Consider the following 18,138-nt stretch of genomic DNA (forward strand, 5'->3'; position numbering starts at 1 on the left):
CATGGCCCAGAAAGTCTTGACCGCCAACCGCCTTGGCGACGGCATCGCCGTTTGGCTCGATGCCAACGGCCAGTGGACGGAAAAACTGCAGGATGCCTTCGTCGCGCGGCATGACGAAGCGATTGCCGCGCTCGAGGAAGCCGGCCGCCAGTCCTTCGCCAGCAATATCGTGCTTGACGTCAATGTCATCGATGTCGAGGAAAAGGATGGTGTGCTCTGGCCGTTGCGCCTGCGCGAACGCATCCGCGCCGAGGGTCCCACCATTGCCTATGCGGACGGCCATGGCCATGCCGATCCCGATTTCATTGCCGCCTGAGGACAGACATGTATCGTTACGATGAATTTGATCACGCTTTCGTTTCTGCTCGTGTCGAGCAGTTTCGCGATCAGGTGCAGCGTCGTCTGAGCGGTGAGATCGCCGAGGATGCCTTCCGTCCGCTGCGCCTGATGAATGGCGTCTACCTGCAGCTTCATGCCTACATGCTGCGCGTTGCCATTCCCTACGGTACGTTGAATTCACGGCAGATGCGCATGCTGGCCCATATCGCCCGCAAGTATGACCGTGGCTACGGCCATTTCACCACGCGGCAGAATATCCAGTATAACTGGCCAAAGCTTTCCGATACGCCCGATATCCTTGCGGATCTCGCAAGCGTCGAGATGCACGCCATCCAGACTTCGGGCAATTGCATTCGCAACGTGACGGCCGACCATTTCGCCGGTGCTGCCGCCGACGAAGTCGCCGATCCGCGTCCCTATGCCGAAATCCTGCGCCAGTGGTCTTCGGTTCATCCCGAATTCTCCTTCCTGCCGCGCAAGTTCAAGATCGCCGTCACCGGTGCGCCGCGCGACCGCGCCGCGATCCAGGTGCACGACATCGGCCTTCACCTGAAGAAGGACGAGGCCGGCAATCTCGGCTTCGCCGTCTATGTCGGGGGCGGGCAGGGCCGCACGCCGCTGATCGCCAAGAAGATCCGTGACTTCCTCCCGGAAGAGGATCTGCTGACCTACGTCACGGCGATCGTTCGCGTCTACAATCTGCATGGACGTCGCGACAACAAGTACAAGGCGCGCATCAAGATCCTTGTTCACGAAACCGGCGTCGAGGAACTGACGCGCCAGGTCGAGGCGGAATTCGACCAGATCCGCGATAGCGAGCTGAAGCTGCCCGACGCCGATATCCGCGCCATCGAAACCTATTTCGCTCCGCCGTCTCTGCCCGATCGGCCGGAGGGCTGGGAAGCGCTGGCGCGCGCGAAAAAGGCCGACGCGGCCTTTGCATCCTGGGCAAGCCAGAATGTCCAACCGCACACCCATCCCGACTATGGCATGGTAACGATCTCGCTGAAGCCCATCGGCGGCACGCCGGGCGATGCATCGGACAGCCAGATGGATGTGGTCGCCGACATTGCCGAACGCTACGCCCAGGACGAGATCCGGGTCAGCCACGAGCAGAACCTCATTCTTCCGCATGTGGCGCTGGCCGATCTCTACAGCGTCTATCAGGCGCTGGAGGCATCCGGTCTCGCGACCGCCAATGCCGGCCTCATCACCGACATCATCGCATGTCCCGGCCTTGACTATTGCGCGCTGGCCAATGCACGTTCCATTCCGGTTGCGCAGGAGATTTCAAGGCGTTTCGGCTCTCCGGCCCGCCAGGCCGAGATCGGCGAGCTCAAGATCAAGATCTCCGGCTGCATCAATGCCTGCGGACATCACCATGTCGGGCATATCGGATTGCTCGGCGTCGAGAAGAAGGGTGCGGAACTCTATCAGATCACGCTTGGCGGTTCCGGCGATGAGAACACGTCGATCGGCGAGATCATCGGCCGCGGTTTCGAACCGGACAGGGTGACGGATGCTGTAGAGACGATCGTCGATACCTATCTCGGCCTGCGCCTCGATCCGAAGGAAACCTTCCTCGAAGCCTATCGCCGGGTCGGTCCGAAGCCTTTCAAGGATGCCCTTTACGGCGAAGCAGCCGAAGCCGCCTGAGGAATATGAAATGAGCAAGATCTGGAAGGAAACCGGTTTCGACGAAAACGACCGCTGGGTGATCGAGACCGAGGAGCGCAAGGCTGGAGACGGCGAGCGCCCCGTGCTTGGCCTCGAAGCGCTGATCGCGGCCGCCGACGAGACCAATGAGGGCGGTTTCGGCGTCCTCGTGGCGCCTGCCGACGACGTGAAGCGGCTGGAGCCTTATCTCGACCGTATCGATCTGATTGCTGTCGCATTTCCGGCGTTCAATGACGGTCGCGGCTTCAGCCATGCGACGTTGCTGCGCCAGAGGCTGGGCTTTGCCGGCGAACTGCGCGCCGTGGGCGATGTCCTGATCGACCAGATACCCTTGATGCTGCGGACCGGTTTCGACAGCTTTGCGGTCACCAATGCCGTGGCGTTGAAGCGGCTGGAAGAGGGGCGCCTGCCGGGGATTGCCCAGCGCTACCAGCCGGCTGCCCGGGCATCGACCGTTGCCGGCGGCTTCAGTTGGCGTCGCCTGGGCACGGCTGGTGCATAAATATAGGAAATAGCCTATGTGATTGGCGCCCGTTTGATGGAAATCAAGGACGCCGCCATGTCCATCAGGCATGGCATCGGTATTGATAGTTCATACCGGTGCAATTGTGGAATGCGACGGTCTGGTTTATAGGCTGTCGCGACTGGATCGAAAGACGGATAGGATCGACAAGCCTATGAATGCTCCTGCCAAGACAGACAACGCCGAACTGATCGTGCCGGAAGGCGTGTATGCCGAGACCGTACTCAGCGTCACGCACTATACCGATCGTCTGTTCCGTTTCCGCATGACCCGTCCGGCCGGCTTCCGTTTCCGCTCTGGCGAGTTTGCCATGATCGGGCTTATGGTGGGCGAGAAGCCGATCTACCGTGCCTATTCGATCGCGAGCCCGGCCTGGGACGAGGAACTGGAGTTCTTCTCGATCAAGGTTCCGGATGGTCCGCTCACCCAGCATCTTCAGCGCATTCAGCCGGGCGACCGGGTTCTGATGCGCAAGAAGCCGACGGGCACGCTGGTGCTCGATGCGCTGACCCCCGGCAAGCGCCTCTATATGTTCTCCACGGGGACCGGTATTGCTCCCTTCGCAAGCCTGATCCGCGATCCGGAGACCTATGAGAAGTTCGAGGAAGTCATCCTCACCCACACCTGCCGTGAGGTTGCCGAACTGAAGTATGGTTTCGATCTGGTCGAGGAGATCAGGAATCATGAATTCCTGAATGAGATCGTCGGCGACAAACTCAAGCACTACGCCACGGTGACGCGTGAGGACTATCCGTTCCAAGGCCGCATAACCGACCTGATGGAGAGCGGCAAACTCTATTCCGATCTTGGCGTACCGCCGCTGGATCCGGCTGTTGATCGCGGAATGATCTGCGGTTCCTCCGCGATGCTGAAAGACACCAAGGCCCTGCTCGAAAAGGCAGGCCTGACCGAAGGCGCCAACAACAAGCCCGCGGAATTCGTTATCGAACGCGCTTTTGTCGGCTGATCGCCGAAAGAGATCGAGGAAAACAACGCCCGGCCATGAGCCGGGCGTTTCGTTTCATGGCGTCAGTTTTCGCTGAGATAATCGATGAGGGCCAGCATTGCGCTTTCCGCCGCATTGCCGTCGCCCTGCTGCACAGCGCGGATGACGGCGACGTGTAGCGACACGGAGCGATCCATCTTGGTGTTGGTGGCTTTGGCGAACCAGAGGCGGCGTGAGTGGGACAGCAGGGGTGCCAGCGCCGAGATCAGGAAACTGTTGGGGCAGGCGTCCTCGATGATTTCGTCGAACTGTTTGTCGGCGGTGAAGAAAGCGTCGAAATCGCCCGCCGCTGCCGCCGCCGTCATCGCCTTGGCGCATTCCACCAGGGAAAGTCGCTGGGCGTCGTCCGCGTGTTCCGTCACGAGCCTTGCGGCATAGGGTTCGAGCCGGCGCCGCACCGCCATGATCGCCTGGTGATCCTCGTTGTGTATTTCCGATATCTGGAGGCCGACCCGCGGCTTCACGACGATCAGACCCTGCCATTCCAGTTTCTGGATGGCCTCCCGCACGGGCGTGCGACCGAAGCCCGACAATTCGATCAACTGCCGCTCGTTCACCAGCGCTCCCGGTGCAAGCTTCAATGTCACGATCTGCTGCTCGAGCGTGAGATAGGCAAGGTGACTTTGCGAGCCGGAAGGTTTCGGCATTTCATCCTCCGCTGATATATCAAATACTGCCATGTCGCAATCGGGACGGCAAGATGTCCTGATATATCAAGGCCATATGGGCACCGTCTTCAACAGCTTCTATCGTATTCCTGAGGCGGTGATGTATCGCTGGAATCCGGGGGTAAGGCGGATTTTAGCCCGGTTTAACGGCCTCTATTGCGGCTCTCCGGCGCAGATAGCCATGTCTGGACCAACGGTCGATCAGCAGACCGCCTATGACGAGGTTTCGTCTTCCGGCTTGATGGCCAGCGCCGCCTGGCTGTTTCCAGCGACCGGCGGCGGCAGGGCGACGCCCCGCGTGCGCTCGCGCGAAAGCGTGAGCAGGCCGGAACCGATGATGAGTACGATGCCGACCAGCATGGGCCCATCGACATGATCGCCGAAGATCAGATAGCCGAAGAGGATCGCCCAGAGCATCTGGCTGTATTGCGTCGGGCCGACGACGGCTGCCGGAGCGTAGAACGCGGCATACATCAAAAGGACATTGCCGAGAGCGCCAAGCAGACCGTAGCCTGCCAGCAGCAGCCATTCCTCGCCGCTTGGCCAGACGAAATAGGGGATCATAGCGATGCCGCAGACGAGGAGGGTCCCGAGCAGCCCTGCACCATAGAGCGAAATGTTCTTCTCCGAGGGCCCGATCGCACGATAGATGACGATGGACAGCGCCCCGCCGAGGCCCGCGAACACCGCGCCGAGATGACCGATGGACAACTCCCGGAAACCTGGGCGCAGAACGACGAGTACGCCCAGAAATCCGATGATGACGGCGCTCCAGCGTTTGATCCCGACAGCTTCCTTCAGGAAGATCACCGACATGATGGTGACGAAGGATGGCAGCAGGAAGATCAGACAGAAGGCTTCCGCCATCGACAGGTGTGTGAAGGCGGTGACACTGCCGATGGTGCCGAGCCCGGACGAGACGAAGCGCAGAAGCCAGAGCGGCCGGTTTGTCGTCTTGACCATATCCAGCCAGTGGTCGTTACGCTTCAGCAGGAAGGGCAGGGCAAAGAGACCGAAACAGGCACCAAAGAAGCCCGATTCGAGCGGCGAAATGCGTCCTTCGATAAGTTTGACGCTGGCATCGCTGACAGCGTACGCAGCAAAGGACGCGAAGGCAATGAGAATGCCTCGAAGAATAAGATCTGGGCGCACGGCGATTGGAGTCCCGGGGGAGGATGCAACCGTGCTTAGGATCGTTCCGGCCGCGCGTCAATTGAGTTTTGCAAGCGCTTCGGATTTCATTCTTGCGATATCGCGCAGGGCATTGGCGAGCACTTCTGGCGTCTGCGCGCCGCTGACCGCATATTGCTGGTCGAAGATAAAGAACGGTACGCCGTTAACGCCCATCTGCCGGGCCGCGTCGATTTCGCCCAGCACCTCCGCCCTGTCTGCATCGCTCGCCAGCAGTTGTGAGATCACGCCGCGGTCGAGGCCGGCCGATTCGGCGATATCGGCCAGGACGACGATGTCGCCGACATTGCGGCCTTCCTCGAAATTGGCTTTGAATAATGCTGAAACAACGCGCTCCTGAACATCACGGCCTTCGACGCCGGCCCAGTGGATCAGACGATGCGCATCGAGCGTGTTCGGGCCAACCTTGATGGCGTCGAAGTCGAAGGCTATGCCGACATCGCGGCCGAGCGCGCGCAGTTGCTCGTGAGCGCGATCCATATTGGCCTTGCCGCCGAGCTTTTTCGCAAGCTCGGCCTGCTGGTCGACGCCTTCCGGCGGATAATCCGGATTGAGCTGATAGGGGCGCCAGTTGATATCGACGCCGATCTCGTCCTGGACCTCGGCGATTGCGAGGTCCAGCCTTGCCTTTCCGAGGAAGCACCAGGGGCAGACAACGTCGGAAACGAGGTCGATGGTAATGCGCTGCATGGTGGTTCCTTTCCGGCGCCATGGGAATGATCGTCGCGAAGTAGGGCCATTCCATGCGCATTTCAACCAGTTACTCAGAGGTAACCAGCTTCCGCGCGGGGAGGGTCTCTCTTACTGCACCCGTGCGTCCCACCATACCGGCAATTGATAGCCATAAAGCGGCGTTTTTTCCGGCCGGCCGATATGCGTCCAGCGGGCGACCCATTGCTCGCCGATGTGGTAGAGCGGAACCACATAATGGCCGGCGACGAGAAGCCTGTCATAGGCCCTGACGGCGGCTCGGAAATCCTCGGCGCTGCGGGCATTGACGAGGGCATCGATCATCCGGTCGATGTCCGGATCGGCAACGCCCGCATAGTTGAAGCTCCCCTGTGCATCGCGCGATGCCGATCCCCATCGGTTGATCTGTTCGGCACCCGGCGACAGCGACGAGGTGTAGGCCTTGACGATCATGTCGTAGTCGAAACTGTTGGAACGTGCCTGGTACTGCGCGTCGTCGACGGTGCGGATCGACATGGCAATGCCGATGAGGGACAGGGCGCGCTGATAGGCGATCGCCATCTTCTCCTGCCCTTCGTTCTGGGTCATCACTTCGAAAGCGAGTTGCCTGCCGGACGCATCCACCATTTTTCCACCCTTGATGGTGTATCCGGCCTTGGCGAGCAGGGTAACCGCCTCGCGCAGGACCTTGCGGTCTGCACCTGAACCGTCGGTCACCGGCATGGCGTATGTTCCGGCAAGAACGGCGGGGTCGATCCGGTCTTTCGCCGGTCCGAGCAGTGCGAGTTCCCGCTCGTCGGCGGCATTGCCGAACGCCCCGAGCGCCGAATTCTGCCAGAAGCTCTGGCTGCGCTTGAAGGAACTGCCATAAAGGTTCTTGTTCACCCATTCGAAGTCGAACGCGACAGAGAGCGCCTCACGCACGTTTTCGTCGGCGAAAAGCGGCCGCCGTGTATTGAAGACGAAGCCGAGCATGCCGGAAGGTAGTCCTGGTTGAAAGGTCTCCTTCACAACGCTGCCGTTTTGCGCTGCAGGAAAATCATAGGCCCGCGTCCAGTGGCCGGAGTCGCCCTCCGGATAGATGTCGATATCGCCTTTTTTGAAGGCTTCGAACAGGGTTGAATCCTGCAGAAAGTAAGTGACGGAGATTTCGTCGTAATTGTCGAAGCCGACCTTCGACGGAAGGTCCTTGCCCCAGTAATTCGGGTCCCGCTCCCAGGTGATCTTCTCGCCGGGCTTGATCGCCTTGATCTTGTAAGGTCCGGAGGCGACCGGAATGGAAAGCGAGCTCTGGTCGAAAGTGGCGACATCGGTCGCATGCTTCGGGAGGATGGGCGACATGGCGATCATCAGCGGCGTTTCGCGATTGGCCTTGTCGTTGAAGGTGAAGCGGACGCTGTTTTCTCCGACCTTCTCCAGCTTGTCGACCACGGCCATGCGCCGGTTATAGGGCGGGCGACCCTTCTCCTGCAGCAGGTTGAAGGAGAAGATCACGTCCTCCGGCGTCACCGGCATGCCGTCGTGCCAGCGGGCCTTGGGATTGAGGTTGAACTGAAGGTAGGTTCGGTCGGCGTCCATCTCGACCGTTTCGGCCAACAGGCCGTAAAGCGAGAAGGGCTCGTCGCTCGAGCGCGTCATCAGCGATTCGTAGAACAGGTTTCCGTATTCGGGATCCCATATGCCCCGCGCCGTGGTCCGCATGCCCTTGAGTACGAAGGGATTGAGACTGTCGAAGGTTCCGACGACGCCGTAATTGATCTTGCCGCCCTTTTTCACCTGCGCGTTGGCATAGGGAAAATTCTGGTAGCCGGCGCTTAGCGCCGGTTCGCCGTGCATTGCTATGCCATGGACCGGTTCGGCCTGTGCCAGGCCGCAAAAGGGGAGAAAAATCAGACCGAATATCAGACGACGCACGCCGTTTCCTCTTTGCCGTAATCGAAGAATCTGCCGAAAACTACCATGAACACCACAAAACCAACACACCGGGCCCTGAAAATGGCATCAGGCTGCGGAGTGGGCCCAAAGAAGGACTGGATATTCCGCATCGCGCGATGTAACAGGTGGTCGCGACAACCAAGGTCATGTATTTGCCTCATTTGAACGACAGTTGACGGGCAGCACGGACTAGGGAGTACGCGGCGGGTCGCGGGCTCGATACCGGTTTTCAGGAGACGGATTAGGTTATGATGTTCAAAGCAAGCAAAGTTACGCGGACGGCTCTGTCTGCTCTGGTTCTGACGCTTGGCGCAGCTACGGTTCCGGCCGTCTCGCTTGCCCAGGAAGCCGCAGCTCCGGCAGCACCGTCCAGGTGGTTCAAGACCTGTACGAAGCAGGAGGAAGCGGATGTCTGCGTCGTCCAGAACCAGCAGACCGCCCAGAACGGCCAGCTCATCACCGCTGTCGGCCTGATCTCGATCGAAGGCAAGGTCAACCGCAAGCTCCTGCAGGTCACCGTTCCGTCGGCACGACTGATCCCGCCGGGCATCATGATGCAGATCGACGGCGCCAAGGGCACCAAGCTCGACTACACGGTTTGCCTGCCGGATCGCTGCACCGCTGAAATCCCGCTGACGGACGCTCTGATCGCGAGCCTGAAGAAAGGCAACGAAGTTGTCTTCACCTCGATCAATTTCCGCCGCGCACCGAACCCGATCAAGATCGCGCTCGAAGGCTTTACCGGCGCCTATGATGGCGAGGCCATGACCCAGTCGCAGGCCGAAGAGCGCCAGCGCCTGCTGCAGGAAGCCATGCAGAAGAAGCAGGAAGAGCGGAACAAGGCGATCAACGACGCCCAGAACGCCGCCAAGCAGGGCCAGTAAGCTAAAGCTTTGCTGGCTTCGGAATAAAAAAAGGCCCGCGCAAGCGGGCCTTTCGTTTTATGGGTTCTAACCCAGGGGCTTGTCGCCGGAACTGCCGATTAACATATCGTCAATGGGCGAAGTTCTGACGGGGACGATAGCGTCCGGCTCGTTCCTGAACGAAGATCTGCTGCACATGTGGGTTGCGCAACGGTTCGTCGCTGGTGTCGCGCTCCAGGTTCTGTTCCGAAACATAAGCGACATATTCGGTGTCGGCGTTTTCCGCGAGCAGGTGGTAGAAGGGTTGATCCTTGCTCGGGCGCACTTCCGCTGGAATGGCGTTCCACCATTCCTCGGTATTGGCAAACTCCGGATCCACATCGAACACGACGCCGCGGAACGGAAAGACCTTGTGACGGACAACTTCCCCGATACCGAATTTAGCGTTTCGTTGTTTCATGGCTCCACTTCCTTTCCATTAATATCTGGGGAGAAATGGAGTGAAGATCAAGCCCCTGGCGTATGGCGCCGGGCGTCAGGCGGATTTGCCGATGGCGGTACGTCGCGGCGCGGTTGCAAGGATCACGCCGCCCATCACCAGCACGATGCCGACCGCGTGATAGCGTTCGAAGGTCTCTCCCAGGAAGACGACGGCCATCAGGATAGACATCGGCGGCATCAGGTAGAGCGTGATGCCAGCGACCGCCGGACCGAACACGCGAACGGTATGGGTGAAGCAGTAGAAGGCGGCGAGCGAGGCGAAGGCGATGATGCCGGCGAGCTTGGTCCAGTCGCTCGCGCTGTCCGGCAGAAGCCCGCCGTTGACAACTTCGTAAAGAGCGGGTGGCGCCAGCACCAGCGCGCCGGACAACGCCAGGAGACCGAACAACGGCAGGGACGGCATGGCTTTCGCAGCCGGATGGCGCAGCAGAAGGGAATAGATCGCGAATGCGACCGCCGCGACCAGTATACCGAGATCGCCGATATTGAAGCTGAAGTGACGCAATGCGTCTACGTCGCCTTTCAACACGATCACTGACACACCCGCAAAGGCGATCAGCATCCCGACGAACTCCCCCTGACGCATCCGGCGGCCATGAAGGAGCCATTGCAGCAGGATGATGAAGAGTGACGACGTGGTATAGATCAGCGTCGCATTCGAGGCCGTCGTGAGTGTCAGGGCCCAGTAGACGAAGCCGCCGCAGATACCCATGCCCAGAAAGCCGAGGACCAGCCACAGCCGTCTGTTCGCGCGCACGAAGGCGAGGCAGAGATCGCGCTCCGCATAGACGAACGGAAAGATGATGGCCGCCGAGCCCGCCCACCGCAGGAAGGCGGTCGTGAAGGGCGCGATTTCACCCGTAATGCCGCGCCCGAAGATCAGGTTGGTCGAGAAGAATATCGGCGTCAGCAGAAAGAGAACCCAGTCGAATGGTCTCGCTGCGGGCACTTCGGACATGGACATGATTGGCACCGGGTGGAAGATCTGGCGGGGCGGAATTGCGGTTGCGCAGAAAGGAACGGTTTGGAGACTACAAAGCCTGTATCGAGTTGGAAAGCGGCGACTGGCGGCAATTTCACCCAGGCGGGCAAAGCTTGCGTGGGTCGGAAATTCACGCTACCCAACTGGCAATGTACCGGTTTTGAGCCTCGTTCGGATGCCGTAGCGGCGGGCATGGCTATTTGGAGCCGGCGGACAGAACCATTGCCGAACGGGAGATGTCGTGAGCAATCAGTGGGGCAGGGACAGGCAGCCTGTTGCGGCGCGCGGTGGATCGGCTGCCCCTGTCATTCTTGCCCTGGCGCTGGGTCTCGCGATCGGCGGTGCGGCAGGTTATGGTTATCTGCGCTACCTCTCCGGAGACACCGCATCCCGGCTGGCCGCAGCCGAGCAACGCAATATGGCGCTCTCCGGCGACCTTGCGGATATCAGGCAGAAGTTGCAGCAGGCCCTCGCTGCCGGGGAGAAGTCGGAAAACGCCATCGGCCCCGCCGATGGCGAGGCTGCCGAACTGCAGAAGAAGGTCGATCTCCAGCGATCCGAACTCGACGCCATGACCGACGAGTTGGCGAGGATCAGCGACGCCTTGCAGGCGGAAAAGGACCGCGCGGCCTCTTTATCGGCTGCGCTCGGCGAGGAACGGACGAAGAGCCTTACACAGGCCGCCGCTGTCGCAGAGGCGCAGAAGAATGCTGCGGACGCCAAGGCCCGGGCTGATGCCGAGATAGCCGATCTCCAGGCCCGCCTGAGCAAGCGGGAAAACGATACCAGCCGTGATCTTGTCCGCTTGCAGCAAGAGGAAATTCCACGCTTGAACCGGCAGATTGCCGAGTTGACGGCGCAAGCGACAGCAAGCGGGGCAAATGCAGCCAGAGCCTTGTCGCAACAGCAGATGCTGGAAAAGTCACTCGCCTCTGCCGAGGCCGAACTTACCCGCCTGCGCGCCGAACTTGGCGATGAACGGCGGAAGAATGCGATGCTTGCCGGTGAGATCGAACGGCTGAAACGGGAAACGTCGGTTGTGCCGGTTGAGAAACCTCAATCGCCCTCGGCTGCGACGGCCAGGCCGGAAGCGGCAGAAGGGGCGCGTGATCCGGATCTCGTCGAGGCAATTCTTGCGGACACGCCCGGCGTCGATCGGCTGACGCCCGCGGACAGGATACGTCTTCGCGACATGCTGGTTTCCGGCCAATGCGTAACAACCGCGCTTCGGGCGGTCTTTCCAAGCGTTCCGGTCGTTACGCTTCGAGACCTGATGCGCGATCTGAAGAGCAACTGCTGAACGGAGGAACTTCGCCCATGACATCGAGACTGCGTGCGATTCTTGCTGCCGTGGCGATATCGCTGACAACGAGCATGGCCTCGGCCGACAGCTTCGAGCGGAACATCATGACGGGCGGGCCGAGCGGCACCTATATTCGCATTGGCCGCGACATCGCCGGCCTCGGCGCAAGCTGCGGCTTGAAACTCAATGTCGTCGAGAGCGCCGGTTCGCTGGAGAATTTCGTCGGCGTCCGCAACCGTCGCAACACCCAGTTCGGCATCGTTCAGAGCGATGTTCTGGAGTATTTGAAGACCTTCGAAGCCAATGACCCCGAGGTGCAGCAGGCCGTGCGCGGCGTGCGCATCATGTTCCCTCTTTATAACGAGGAGGTCCATGTTCTCGCCAGAACGGATATCGCCGAACTCAAGGGGCTGGCCGGCCGCAAGATCGCCATCGGAAAGCCGGACAGCGGCACCTACCTGACCGCAACGCTGATGCTCGATATCCTGCAGGTGAAGGCGGCCGAACGGTTGACCATCAATCCCGACGAGGCGCTGCCGAAGCTGCTCGCCGGTGAGATCGACGCATTCTTTTATGTTGCCGGTGTGCCGGCGCAGCTTTTCATCAATGCCAACATCGACGCCGGCAAGTTCCATCTTCTGCCGATCAAGGATGCGCCGCTGCTCGCGACCTATACGCCGGTCACCGTTCCCGCCGCCACCTATGGCTTTCAACAGCAGCCGGTCGATCTGGTTGCGGTCAAGGCCGTGCTGATGACCTACGACTACGATCCGAAGAAGAACGCCTACCATCGCGACAGTTGCCGCTCCGTGTCCGATTTCTCGAACCTCATCCTGAACGGCCTGCCGAAACTGGAGAAGACCGGGCATCCGAAATGGAAGTCGGTTGACCTGACGGCGCTGCCGCCGGGCTGGCAGGTCGGAAGCTGCGTCAAGGTCGGTATGGCTCTCGACTACAAGCCCAATTGCTCCGCCCCGGCAGAAGCGGCTCCGAAGGCTCCGGATGCCAATGAGGAGTATCTCAATCTCCTCAAGCAGCGTCTTAAAAAGCAATAATAACCAATAGTGATTACTGCAAAATAGTTATATTTTCTCTTCGATCATGAAAAAGGCGGCGGTTCGAATGAGCCGCCGCCTTTTCCTTGCGGGCTGCCGGTCCGCATTGCGCAGACCCGCGAAGATATCAGACCGAATAGTACATGTCGTACTCGACCGGATGCGGGGTCATTTCGAACCGCATGACTTCCTGCATCTTCAGTTCGATGAAGGCATCGATCTGGTCGTCGTCGAAGACGCCGCCAGCGGTCAGGAACTTGCGATCCTTGTCGAGGCTTTCCAGCGCTTCGCGGAGCGAACCGCAAACCGTCGGGATCTTCTTCAGTTCTTTCGGCGGCAGGTCGTAGAGATCCTTGTCCATGGCCTTGCCCGGATGGATCTTGTTCTTGATGCCGTCAAGGCCGGCCATCAGCATGGCCGCGAAACCGAGATAGGGGTTGGCGGTCGGGTCGGGGAAGCGGACTTCGACACGCTTTGCCTTCGGGTTCGAGCCGAACGGAATACGGCAGGAAGCGGAGCGGTTGCGAGCCGAATAGGCGAGCAGGACCGGAGCTTCATAGCCCGGGACCAGACGCTTGTAGGAGTTGGTCGAGGGGTTGGTGAAAGCGTTGATGGCCTTGGCATGTTTGATGATGCCGCCGATGTAATAGAGGCAGGTTTCCGACAGGCCGGCATATTCGTCGCCGGCGAAGGTCGGCTTGCCGTCCTTCCAGATCGACTGGTGCACATGCATGCCCGAGCCGTTGTCGCCGAAGATCGGCTTCGGCATGAAGGTTGCGGTCTTGCCATAGGCGTTTGCGACCTGATGCACCACATACTTGTAGATCTGCATCTTGTCGGCATTGCGCACCAGCGTGTCGAACTTGATGCCGAGTTCGTGCTGGGCTGCTGCCACTTCATGGTGATGCTTCTCGACGACGACGCCCATTTCCGCGAGCACGGTCAGCATTTCCGAACGCATGTCCTGGCAGCTGTCGATCGGCGGAACCGGGAAGTAGCCGCCCTTGACGCGCGGACGGTGGCCGAGATTGCCGGTTTCGTAGTCAGTGTCGTCGTTCGACGGCAATTCGGTCGAATCCAGCTTGAAGCCGGTATTGTAGGGATCGGCCTTGTACTTGACGTCATCGAAGATGAAGAATTCGGCTTCCGGGCCGACGAAGACGGTGTCGCCGATGCCCGAGGCCTTCAGATAGGCTTCGGCCTTCTTGGCGGTGCCGCGCGGATCGCGGTTATAGGCTTCGCCGGATACCGGGTCGAGAATGTCGCAGATGATGACCATCGTCGACTGGGCGAAGAAAGGGTCCATGTGAACCGTTTCCGGATCCGGCATGAGCACCATGTCGGACTCGTTGATCGCCTTCCAGCCGCCAATCGAGGAACCGTCGAACATGACGCCGTCCGCGAACATGTCCTCGTCGACGCACGCCACGTCCATCGTCACATGCTGCAGCTTGCCCTTCGGGTCGGTAAAGCGCAGGTCTACGAACTTGACGTCGTTGTCCTTGATTTGCTTGAGAATGTCATTTGCGGTCGTCATTTTTCGAATTCCTTGAGTGAGATGACGATATTAGGCCCCGGCCCGCAGGCGAGGGGCTATCAGATGGCGTCGATACCGGTTTCACCGGTACGGATGCGCACCACTTCCTCCACGTTGGAAACGAAGATCTTTCCGTCTCCAATTCGGCCGGTCTGGGCCGCGTTTCGAATTGCATCGATCACGGCTTCTACGTTTTCGTCGGCCAGTACAACTTCGACCTTCACCTTCGGCAGGAAGTCCACGACATATTCCGCACCCCGGTAGAGTTCCGTATGGCCCTTCTGCCGGCCGAAACCCTTGGCTTCCGTTACGGTAATACCCTGTAGGCCGACCTCCTGAAGCGCTTCCTTGACTTCGTCGAGCTTGAAAGGCTTGATGATCGCTTCGATCTTTTTCATGAGAAAATTTCTCTCCGCTTCCCTCATTAAAGCAGGCGACTCCCGCTCGCCCAGCCTGATGCACGTAACGTGCCAGTTTGGCCAGCGAATTTGGGAAAATCTCCCATTTTCCTGCGCTCCGGAGCCAAATCTTGCGCAATGTGGGGCAAAATACCAGCCCAATCGCATGGAATTCTGCTATTTTCCTTCGGAATTTTGGTCGCAGCCGCGAGCGTCGAAAATTCTCTGATGATTAAAGATGCAGTTCTGATTGAGTAATAAATAATCAATTGAACAAAATATACGCAATTGCTTTGCGGTTGATTGATATGGTTTTCCGGATGCGTGGAATCTGCTTTGATATTTGCATGGAAAATGAGCGCTATAGAAGCCTTTTGACGCCTGCCGCCATGGGCCGTGTCGATGCCGCGGCTGCTGCCTCGGGCATCGTTTCCTTTGGTCTGATGGAAAAGGCGGGCCATGCGGTCGCCGCAGCCGCCCTCAAGCTTTATCCGGGGGCGCTTCGCTTCGCGGTCCTGTGCGGGCCGGGAAACAACGGCGGCGATGGTTACGTCGCCGCTCGTGCCTTGCGGGAGGCCGGCGCCGACGTCGAACTTTATCACCTTGGCGACCCGGCACGTCTGAGGGGCGATGCGGCGACGGCGCATGCGCTTTGTCCGATAAAGGGATCGCCTCTGCATGCCTATGCCCCGACCGTGGGCGATGTCGTCATCGATGCCGTCTTCGGAGCGGGACTTGCGCGCGACGTGCCGCAGGAGGTTGCCAGTGTGATCGCTGCCGTCGGCAACGCAGGCGTTCCCGTGCTCGCCGTCGATCTTCCCTCGGGTCTCGACGGGCGAACCGGCCGGGTGCTGGGGGCGGCCTTCCGCGCGGATCACACCGTGACATTCATGACGCGGAAGCCGGGGCACGTCCTCCTGCCCGGACGGCAGCTGTGCGGCCGCGTCGAGGTCCATGACATCGGTATCCCCTGGCGCATCGTCATGCAGCAGGCCGGGCAGGCATCCATGAACGCTCCGGCGGCCTGGGCTGCGGCCCTGCCGACCCTTTCGGCGGAGGCCCACAAGTTCCGCCGGGGACATCTCACGGTTTTTTCCGGCTCCGCAACCGCGACCGGGGCCGCACGGCTCTCGGCGGAGGCGGGTTTGAGAAGCGGAGCAGGGCTGACGGTCCTGGCATCCCCTGCCGATGCGCTGAATGCGAATGCGACCCATACGACGGCTGTCATGGTAAACCAGGTGGAGGATGAGGCCGATCTGGCGGACTATCTCTCCGACGAGCGGCGCACCACCTTTGTCCTCGGCCCGGGCTTTGGTGTCAGTAAGAAGACCAGGGCCTTCGCGCTTGCCTTGCGAAACCGCCGGCTGGTTCTCGATGCCGATGGCATCACCGCTTTCCGGGACGAACCACACGCGCTGTTCGAGGCATTCGGCACCGGCGAAACCCGCCTGGTGCTGACGCCGCATGAGGGCGAGTTTGCCCGTCTTTTTCCTGATGTCGCCGCAGACGATGCGCTGAGCAAGATCGACATGACGATTGCCGCGGCAAGACGTGCCAATGCCGCTGTCGTCTACAAGGGGGCGGACACGGTGATTGCCGCGCCCGATGGCCGGGCCCTGGTGAACGAAAACGCGCCCGCATGGCTAGCCACCGCCGGTTCCGGCGACGTGCTGGCAGGCATCATCGGCGGATTGCTGGCCCAGAGCATGCCGGCGTTCGAAGCCGCGGCCGCAGGTGTGTGGCTGCATGGCGAGGCCGGCGCGCGGCTCGGCGAGGGGCTAACGGCTGACGACCTCGCCGCCGCCATCCGGCCTTTGTCTCAGCCGGCTGTCCCGTAAAAGGCCCTTCTGCTCCAGCAGCGGATAAGCGATCGAGGCAAACAACGAGTTGATTTCCTTGAGGTCCCGCATGGTGTCGATGTGCAGGGAACTCGATTCGAAACTGGCGGCATTGCCGCTGCGCAGGCGCTGAAGATGCTGTTCCTCGCTGGTCCGGACAAGATTGCGCACGGCCTCCTTGCGATCCACGAGCTGGCGTGCGTGTTCGATGTCCCTGTTGACCAGCAGATTGAAGGCGAGGCGGGCGTTCTTCAGGACCTCGATGTGCATGGCCGACAGCTCTGCCCATCCTTCGCCGGAAAAGACGGTATCGCGGTCATATTTCTTGCGGGCGCGGATCAGCATGTTCTGCGAGATGATGTCTGCCGCCTGTTCGATCTTGATCGTCGCGCCGAGCAGGGTTTGACATTGCGCTGCCGACTGCTCGTCGAGCGCCGTCTGGGAGATGCGCGCGAGATAGAATTTGATATCGCGGTGGATAGCATCGATCTCGTCGTCGAGCGCCTCTATCCGCTGCATCTTCTTCGTATCCCAATGTTCATAGAGATCGAAGATCCAGTTCAGCATGATTTCTGTCTTCTCGCAGACCGTAAGCACTTCGCGTGTCGCATTGCTGATGGCTTGCCGTGGATTGGAAAGATCGGCCGGATTGAGTGCCGAGAGCCGTGTGTGCTCGCCACCCTCGACAGCCGGCGCCGCAAGCAGTCGTTCCAGCAAGCGGGCCACGATACCGCTGAACGGAAGTCCGAAGAGGAGGACGGCGGCATTGATGGCGAGATGTGTGTAAACCACCGCATCGCCAGGCTGGCTGGCAAGCTGTTCCGGATGGAGCACGAAGAGGAATTGCAGGGCGAGCGCCACCAGCGTGCCAAGGCCGCGGATCACGACGTTTCCGAGCGGCACGACGCGTGCGTTGCCCTCGGCATTTTTCGTGAGGATGGCGCCGATCACCGCCGCGCCGAAATTGGCGCCAAGCACGAGCGGCACGATAAGCATCGGTGGAAGCAGATGCTTATCGGCCAGCGAAGCAAACAGCAGGATTGTCGCCACACTGGAGTGAAAGGCCCAGGCAAGCAGCGCGGCCAGAAGGAAAGCGGTGATCCAGTCCCTCGACAGATAGTTGAAGACGATCGGCAGGATCTCGCTGCCGCGCAGCGGGTCGGACGCTTCGCCGATCAACCGAAGCGAAAGAAGCAGCAGGCCGAGCCCGAACAGGATGCGGCCTGCCTGTCGCCAGTCCCGCGCCTCGGAGGCTCGAAAGGCGATGGTTCCGGTCAAAAGCAGGACTGGAATCAGCAACGACAGGTCGTAGCGCAGGATCCTGACGACGAAGGCCGAGCCGAGATCCGCTCCGAGCAGCGTGGCGATGCCGATGGCCGATGTCACATAGCCGCCGGCAACGAAGGAGGAGATGATCAGTGCGACCGCGGTTGCGCTCTGCAGCGCAATAGCGAAGAAGAAGCCGGCGACGCTCGCCGTGACGGGATTTCCGAGCGCAAGCCGCAATTTCTCCTTGAGAACATTGCCATAGGCCCGTTCGATCCCGGTCCGGACCATGCGGGTCGCCCAAAGGAGCAGCGCGACCGCGCCGGCAAGATTGATGAAAACGGCAATACCCGACATGACACCTCG

The 18,138-nt window shown here is 60.3% G+C and carries 17 protein-coding genes; 8 read left to right on the forward strand and 9 right to left on the reverse strand.

Translation table 11 applies throughout. The features are described 5' to 3' along the window. Position 1 precedes the first annotated feature (1 nt). From J5N58_RS07955 to J5N58_RS07970, 4 genes are all read left to right on the forward strand, one after another. Entirely contained in the window at positions 2-316 is a 315-nt protein-coding gene (locus tag J5N58_RS07955; RefSeq protein ID WP_112830067.1) for a DUF2849 domain-containing protein, read from the forward strand. Between the two features lie 8 nt (positions 317-324). After that, on the forward strand, positions 325-1,995 hold the full coding sequence (locus tag J5N58_RS07960) for a nitrite/sulfite reductase (RefSeq protein ID WP_112830066.1): 1,671 nt from the start codon (positions 325-327) through the stop codon (positions 1,993-1,995). Positions 1,996-2,005: 10 nt separating this feature from the next. Next, positions 2,006-2,518, forward strand: a complete 513-nt coding sequence (locus J5N58_RS07965) for a DUF934 domain-containing protein (protein ID WP_113339648.1) — start codon at positions 2,006-2,008, stop codon at positions 2,516-2,518. A 175-nt stretch (positions 2,519-2,693) separates the two neighbouring features. After that, positions 2,694-3,506, forward strand: a complete 813-nt coding sequence (locus J5N58_RS07970; RefSeq protein ID WP_112830287.1) for a ferredoxin--NADP reductase — start codon at positions 2,694-2,696, stop codon at positions 3,504-3,506. A gap of 62 nt (positions 3,507-3,568) precedes the next feature. On the opposite strand, the gene J5N58_RS07975 is transcribed toward J5N58_RS07970, so the two are convergent. The 4 genes from J5N58_RS07975 to J5N58_RS07990 all read right to left on the reverse strand — a co-directional run bounded on the left by J5N58_RS07975 (position 3,569) and on the right by J5N58_RS07990 (position 8,008). After that, positions 3,569-4,192 (reverse strand): GntR family transcriptional regulator, encoded by a 624-nt coding sequence (locus J5N58_RS07975; RefSeq protein ID WP_113442820.1) that lies wholly within the window; start codon positions 4,190-4,192, stop codon positions 3,569-3,571. Between the two features lie 234 nt (positions 4,193-4,426). Next, entirely contained in the window at positions 4,427-5,365 is a 939-nt protein-coding gene (locus J5N58_RS07980; protein WP_112830064.1) for a DMT family transporter, read from the reverse strand. Positions 5,366-5,422: 57 nt separating this feature from the next. Further along, complete coding sequence (locus tag J5N58_RS07985; protein ID WP_113339509.1) at positions 5,423-6,094, reverse strand: DsbA family oxidoreductase; 672 nt, start codon at positions 6,092-6,094, stop codon at positions 5,423-5,425. 111 nt (positions 6,095-6,205) lie between these two features. After that, a complete protein-coding gene (locus J5N58_RS07990) occupies positions 6,206-8,008 on the reverse strand; it encodes an extracellular solute-binding protein (protein ID WP_244710354.1) in 1,803 nt (600 codons plus the stop codon). Positions 8,009-8,277: 269 nt separating this feature from the next. Here J5N58_RS07990 and J5N58_RS07995 point away from each other — a divergent pair, with 269 nt between their 5' ends. Next, positions 8,278-8,913 carry an invasion associated locus B family protein gene (locus J5N58_RS07995; RefSeq protein WP_112830062.1) on the forward strand — a complete coding sequence of 212 codons (636 nt, stop codon included), beginning with the start codon at positions 8,278-8,280 and terminating at the stop codon, positions 8,911-8,913. A gap of 109 nt (positions 8,914-9,022) precedes the next feature. Here the strand turns inward: J5N58_RS07995 and hspQ are convergent, their stop codons facing one another. Together hspQ and J5N58_RS08005 are read right to left on the reverse strand one after the other, a co-directional pair. Continuing rightward, on the reverse strand, positions 9,023-9,352 hold the full coding sequence (gene hspQ / locus J5N58_RS08000) for a heat shock protein HspQ (RefSeq protein ID WP_112830061.1): 330 nt from the start codon (positions 9,350-9,352) through the stop codon (positions 9,023-9,025). Positions 9,353-9,427: 75 nt separating this feature from the next. Further along, complete coding sequence (locus J5N58_RS08005; RefSeq protein ID WP_244710477.1) at positions 9,428-10,351, reverse strand: DMT family transporter; 924 nt, start codon at positions 10,349-10,351, stop codon at positions 9,428-9,430. Positions 10,352-10,616: 265 nt separating this feature from the next. Here J5N58_RS08005 and J5N58_RS08010 point away from each other — a divergent pair, with 265 nt between their 5' ends. Together J5N58_RS08010 and J5N58_RS08015 are read left to right on the forward strand one after the other, a co-directional pair. Beyond that, the gene (locus J5N58_RS08010) at positions 10,617-11,675 is read left to right on the forward strand and encodes a coiled-coil domain-containing protein (RefSeq protein ID WP_244710356.1); all 1,059 of its coding nucleotides are present in this window, start codon (positions 10,617-10,619) and stop codon (positions 11,673-11,675) included. 17 nt (positions 11,676-11,692) lie between these two features. Then, on the forward strand, positions 11,693-12,733 hold the full coding sequence (locus J5N58_RS08015; protein WP_244710358.1) for a TAXI family TRAP transporter solute-binding subunit: 1,041 nt from the start codon (positions 11,693-11,695) through the stop codon (positions 12,731-12,733). Between the two features lie 127 nt (positions 12,734-12,860). On the opposite strand, the gene glnA is transcribed toward J5N58_RS08015, so the two are convergent. After that, positions 12,861-14,270: a type I glutamate--ammonia ligase gene (glnA, locus tag J5N58_RS08020; protein WP_112830058.1), complete on the reverse strand. Its 1,410-nt coding sequence runs from the start codon at positions 14,268-14,270 to the stop codon at positions 12,861-12,863. Positions 14,271-14,329: 59 nt separating this feature from the next. After that, the gene (locus J5N58_RS08025) at positions 14,330-14,668 is read right to left on the reverse strand and encodes a P-II family nitrogen regulator (RefSeq protein WP_006727717.1); all 339 of its coding nucleotides are present in this window, start codon (positions 14,666-14,668) and stop codon (positions 14,330-14,332) included. Between the two features lie 347 nt (positions 14,669-15,015). On the opposite strand from J5N58_RS08025, the gene J5N58_RS08030 reads away from it, so the two are divergent. Then, positions 15,016-16,506: an NAD(P)H-hydrate dehydratase gene (locus J5N58_RS08030; RefSeq protein ID WP_244710360.1), complete on the forward strand. Its 1,491-nt coding sequence runs from the start codon at positions 15,016-15,018 to the stop codon at positions 16,504-16,506. Here the strand turns inward: J5N58_RS08030 and J5N58_RS08035 are convergent. After that, complete coding sequence (locus J5N58_RS08035) at positions 16,447-18,129, reverse strand: Na/Pi cotransporter family protein (RefSeq protein WP_244710362.1); 1,683 nt, start codon at positions 18,127-18,129, stop codon at positions 16,447-16,449. The genes J5N58_RS08030 and J5N58_RS08035 overlap by 60 nt on opposite strands. Positions 18,130-18,138: the final 9 nt, after the last annotated feature.

The sequence above is a fragment of the Paenirhizobium cremeum genome (genome assembly GCF_022884085.1).
GTDB classification, from domain to species: Bacteria; Pseudomonadota; Alphaproteobacteria; order Rhizobiales; family Rhizobiaceae; genus Allorhizobium; species Allorhizobium cremeum.

Bases quoted from the DNA above. Each gene is read 5' to 3' on its own strand.
- J5N58_RS07955 (WP_112830067.1), top strand. From the start codon at position 2: ATGGCCCAGAAAGTCTTGACCGCCAACCGCCTTGGCGACGGCATCGCC.
- J5N58_RS07960 (WP_112830066.1), top strand. From the start codon at position 325: ATGTATCGTTACGATGAATTTGATCACGCTTTCGTTTCTGCTCGTGTC.
- J5N58_RS07965 (WP_113339648.1), top strand. From the start codon at position 2,006: ATGAGCAAGATCTGGAAGGAAACCGGTTTCGACGAAAACGACCGCTGG.
- J5N58_RS07970 (WP_112830287.1), top strand. From the start codon at position 2,694: ATGAATGCTCCTGCCAAGACAGACAACGCCGAACTGATCGTGCCGGAA.
- J5N58_RS07975 (WP_113442820.1), bottom strand. From the start codon at position 4,192: ATGCCGAAACCTTCCGGCTCGCAAAGTCACCTTGCCTATCTCACGCTC.
- J5N58_RS07985 (WP_113339509.1), bottom strand. From the start codon at position 6,094: ATGCAGCGCATTACCATCGACCTCGTTTCCGACGTTGTCTGCCCCTGG.
- J5N58_RS07995 (WP_112830062.1), top strand. From the start codon at position 8,278: ATGATGTTCAAAGCAAGCAAAGTTACGCGGACGGCTCTGTCTGCTCTG.
- hspQ (WP_112830061.1), bottom strand. From the start codon at position 9,352: ATGAAACAACGAAACGCTAAATTCGGTATCGGGGAAGTTGTCCGTCAC.
- J5N58_RS08005 (WP_244710477.1), bottom strand. From the start codon at position 10,351: ATGTCCGAAGTGCCCGCAGCGAGACCATTCGACTGGGTTCTCTTTCTG.
- J5N58_RS08015 (WP_244710358.1), top strand. From the start codon at position 11,693: ATGACATCGAGACTGCGTGCGATTCTTGCTGCCGTGGCGATATCGCTG.
- glnA (WP_112830058.1), bottom strand. From the start codon at position 14,270: ATGACGACCGCAAATGACATTCTCAAGCAAATCAAGGACAACGACGTC.
- J5N58_RS08025 (WP_006727717.1), bottom strand. From the start codon at position 14,668: ATGAAAAAGATCGAAGCGATCATCAAGCCTTTCAAGCTCGACGAAGTC.
- J5N58_RS08030 (WP_244710360.1), top strand. From the start codon at position 15,016: ATGGAAAATGAGCGCTATAGAAGCCTTTTGACGCCTGCCGCCATGGGC.
- J5N58_RS08035 (WP_244710362.1), bottom strand. From the start codon at position 18,129: ATGTCGGGTATTGCCGTTTTCATCAATCTTGCCGGCGCGGTCGCGCTG.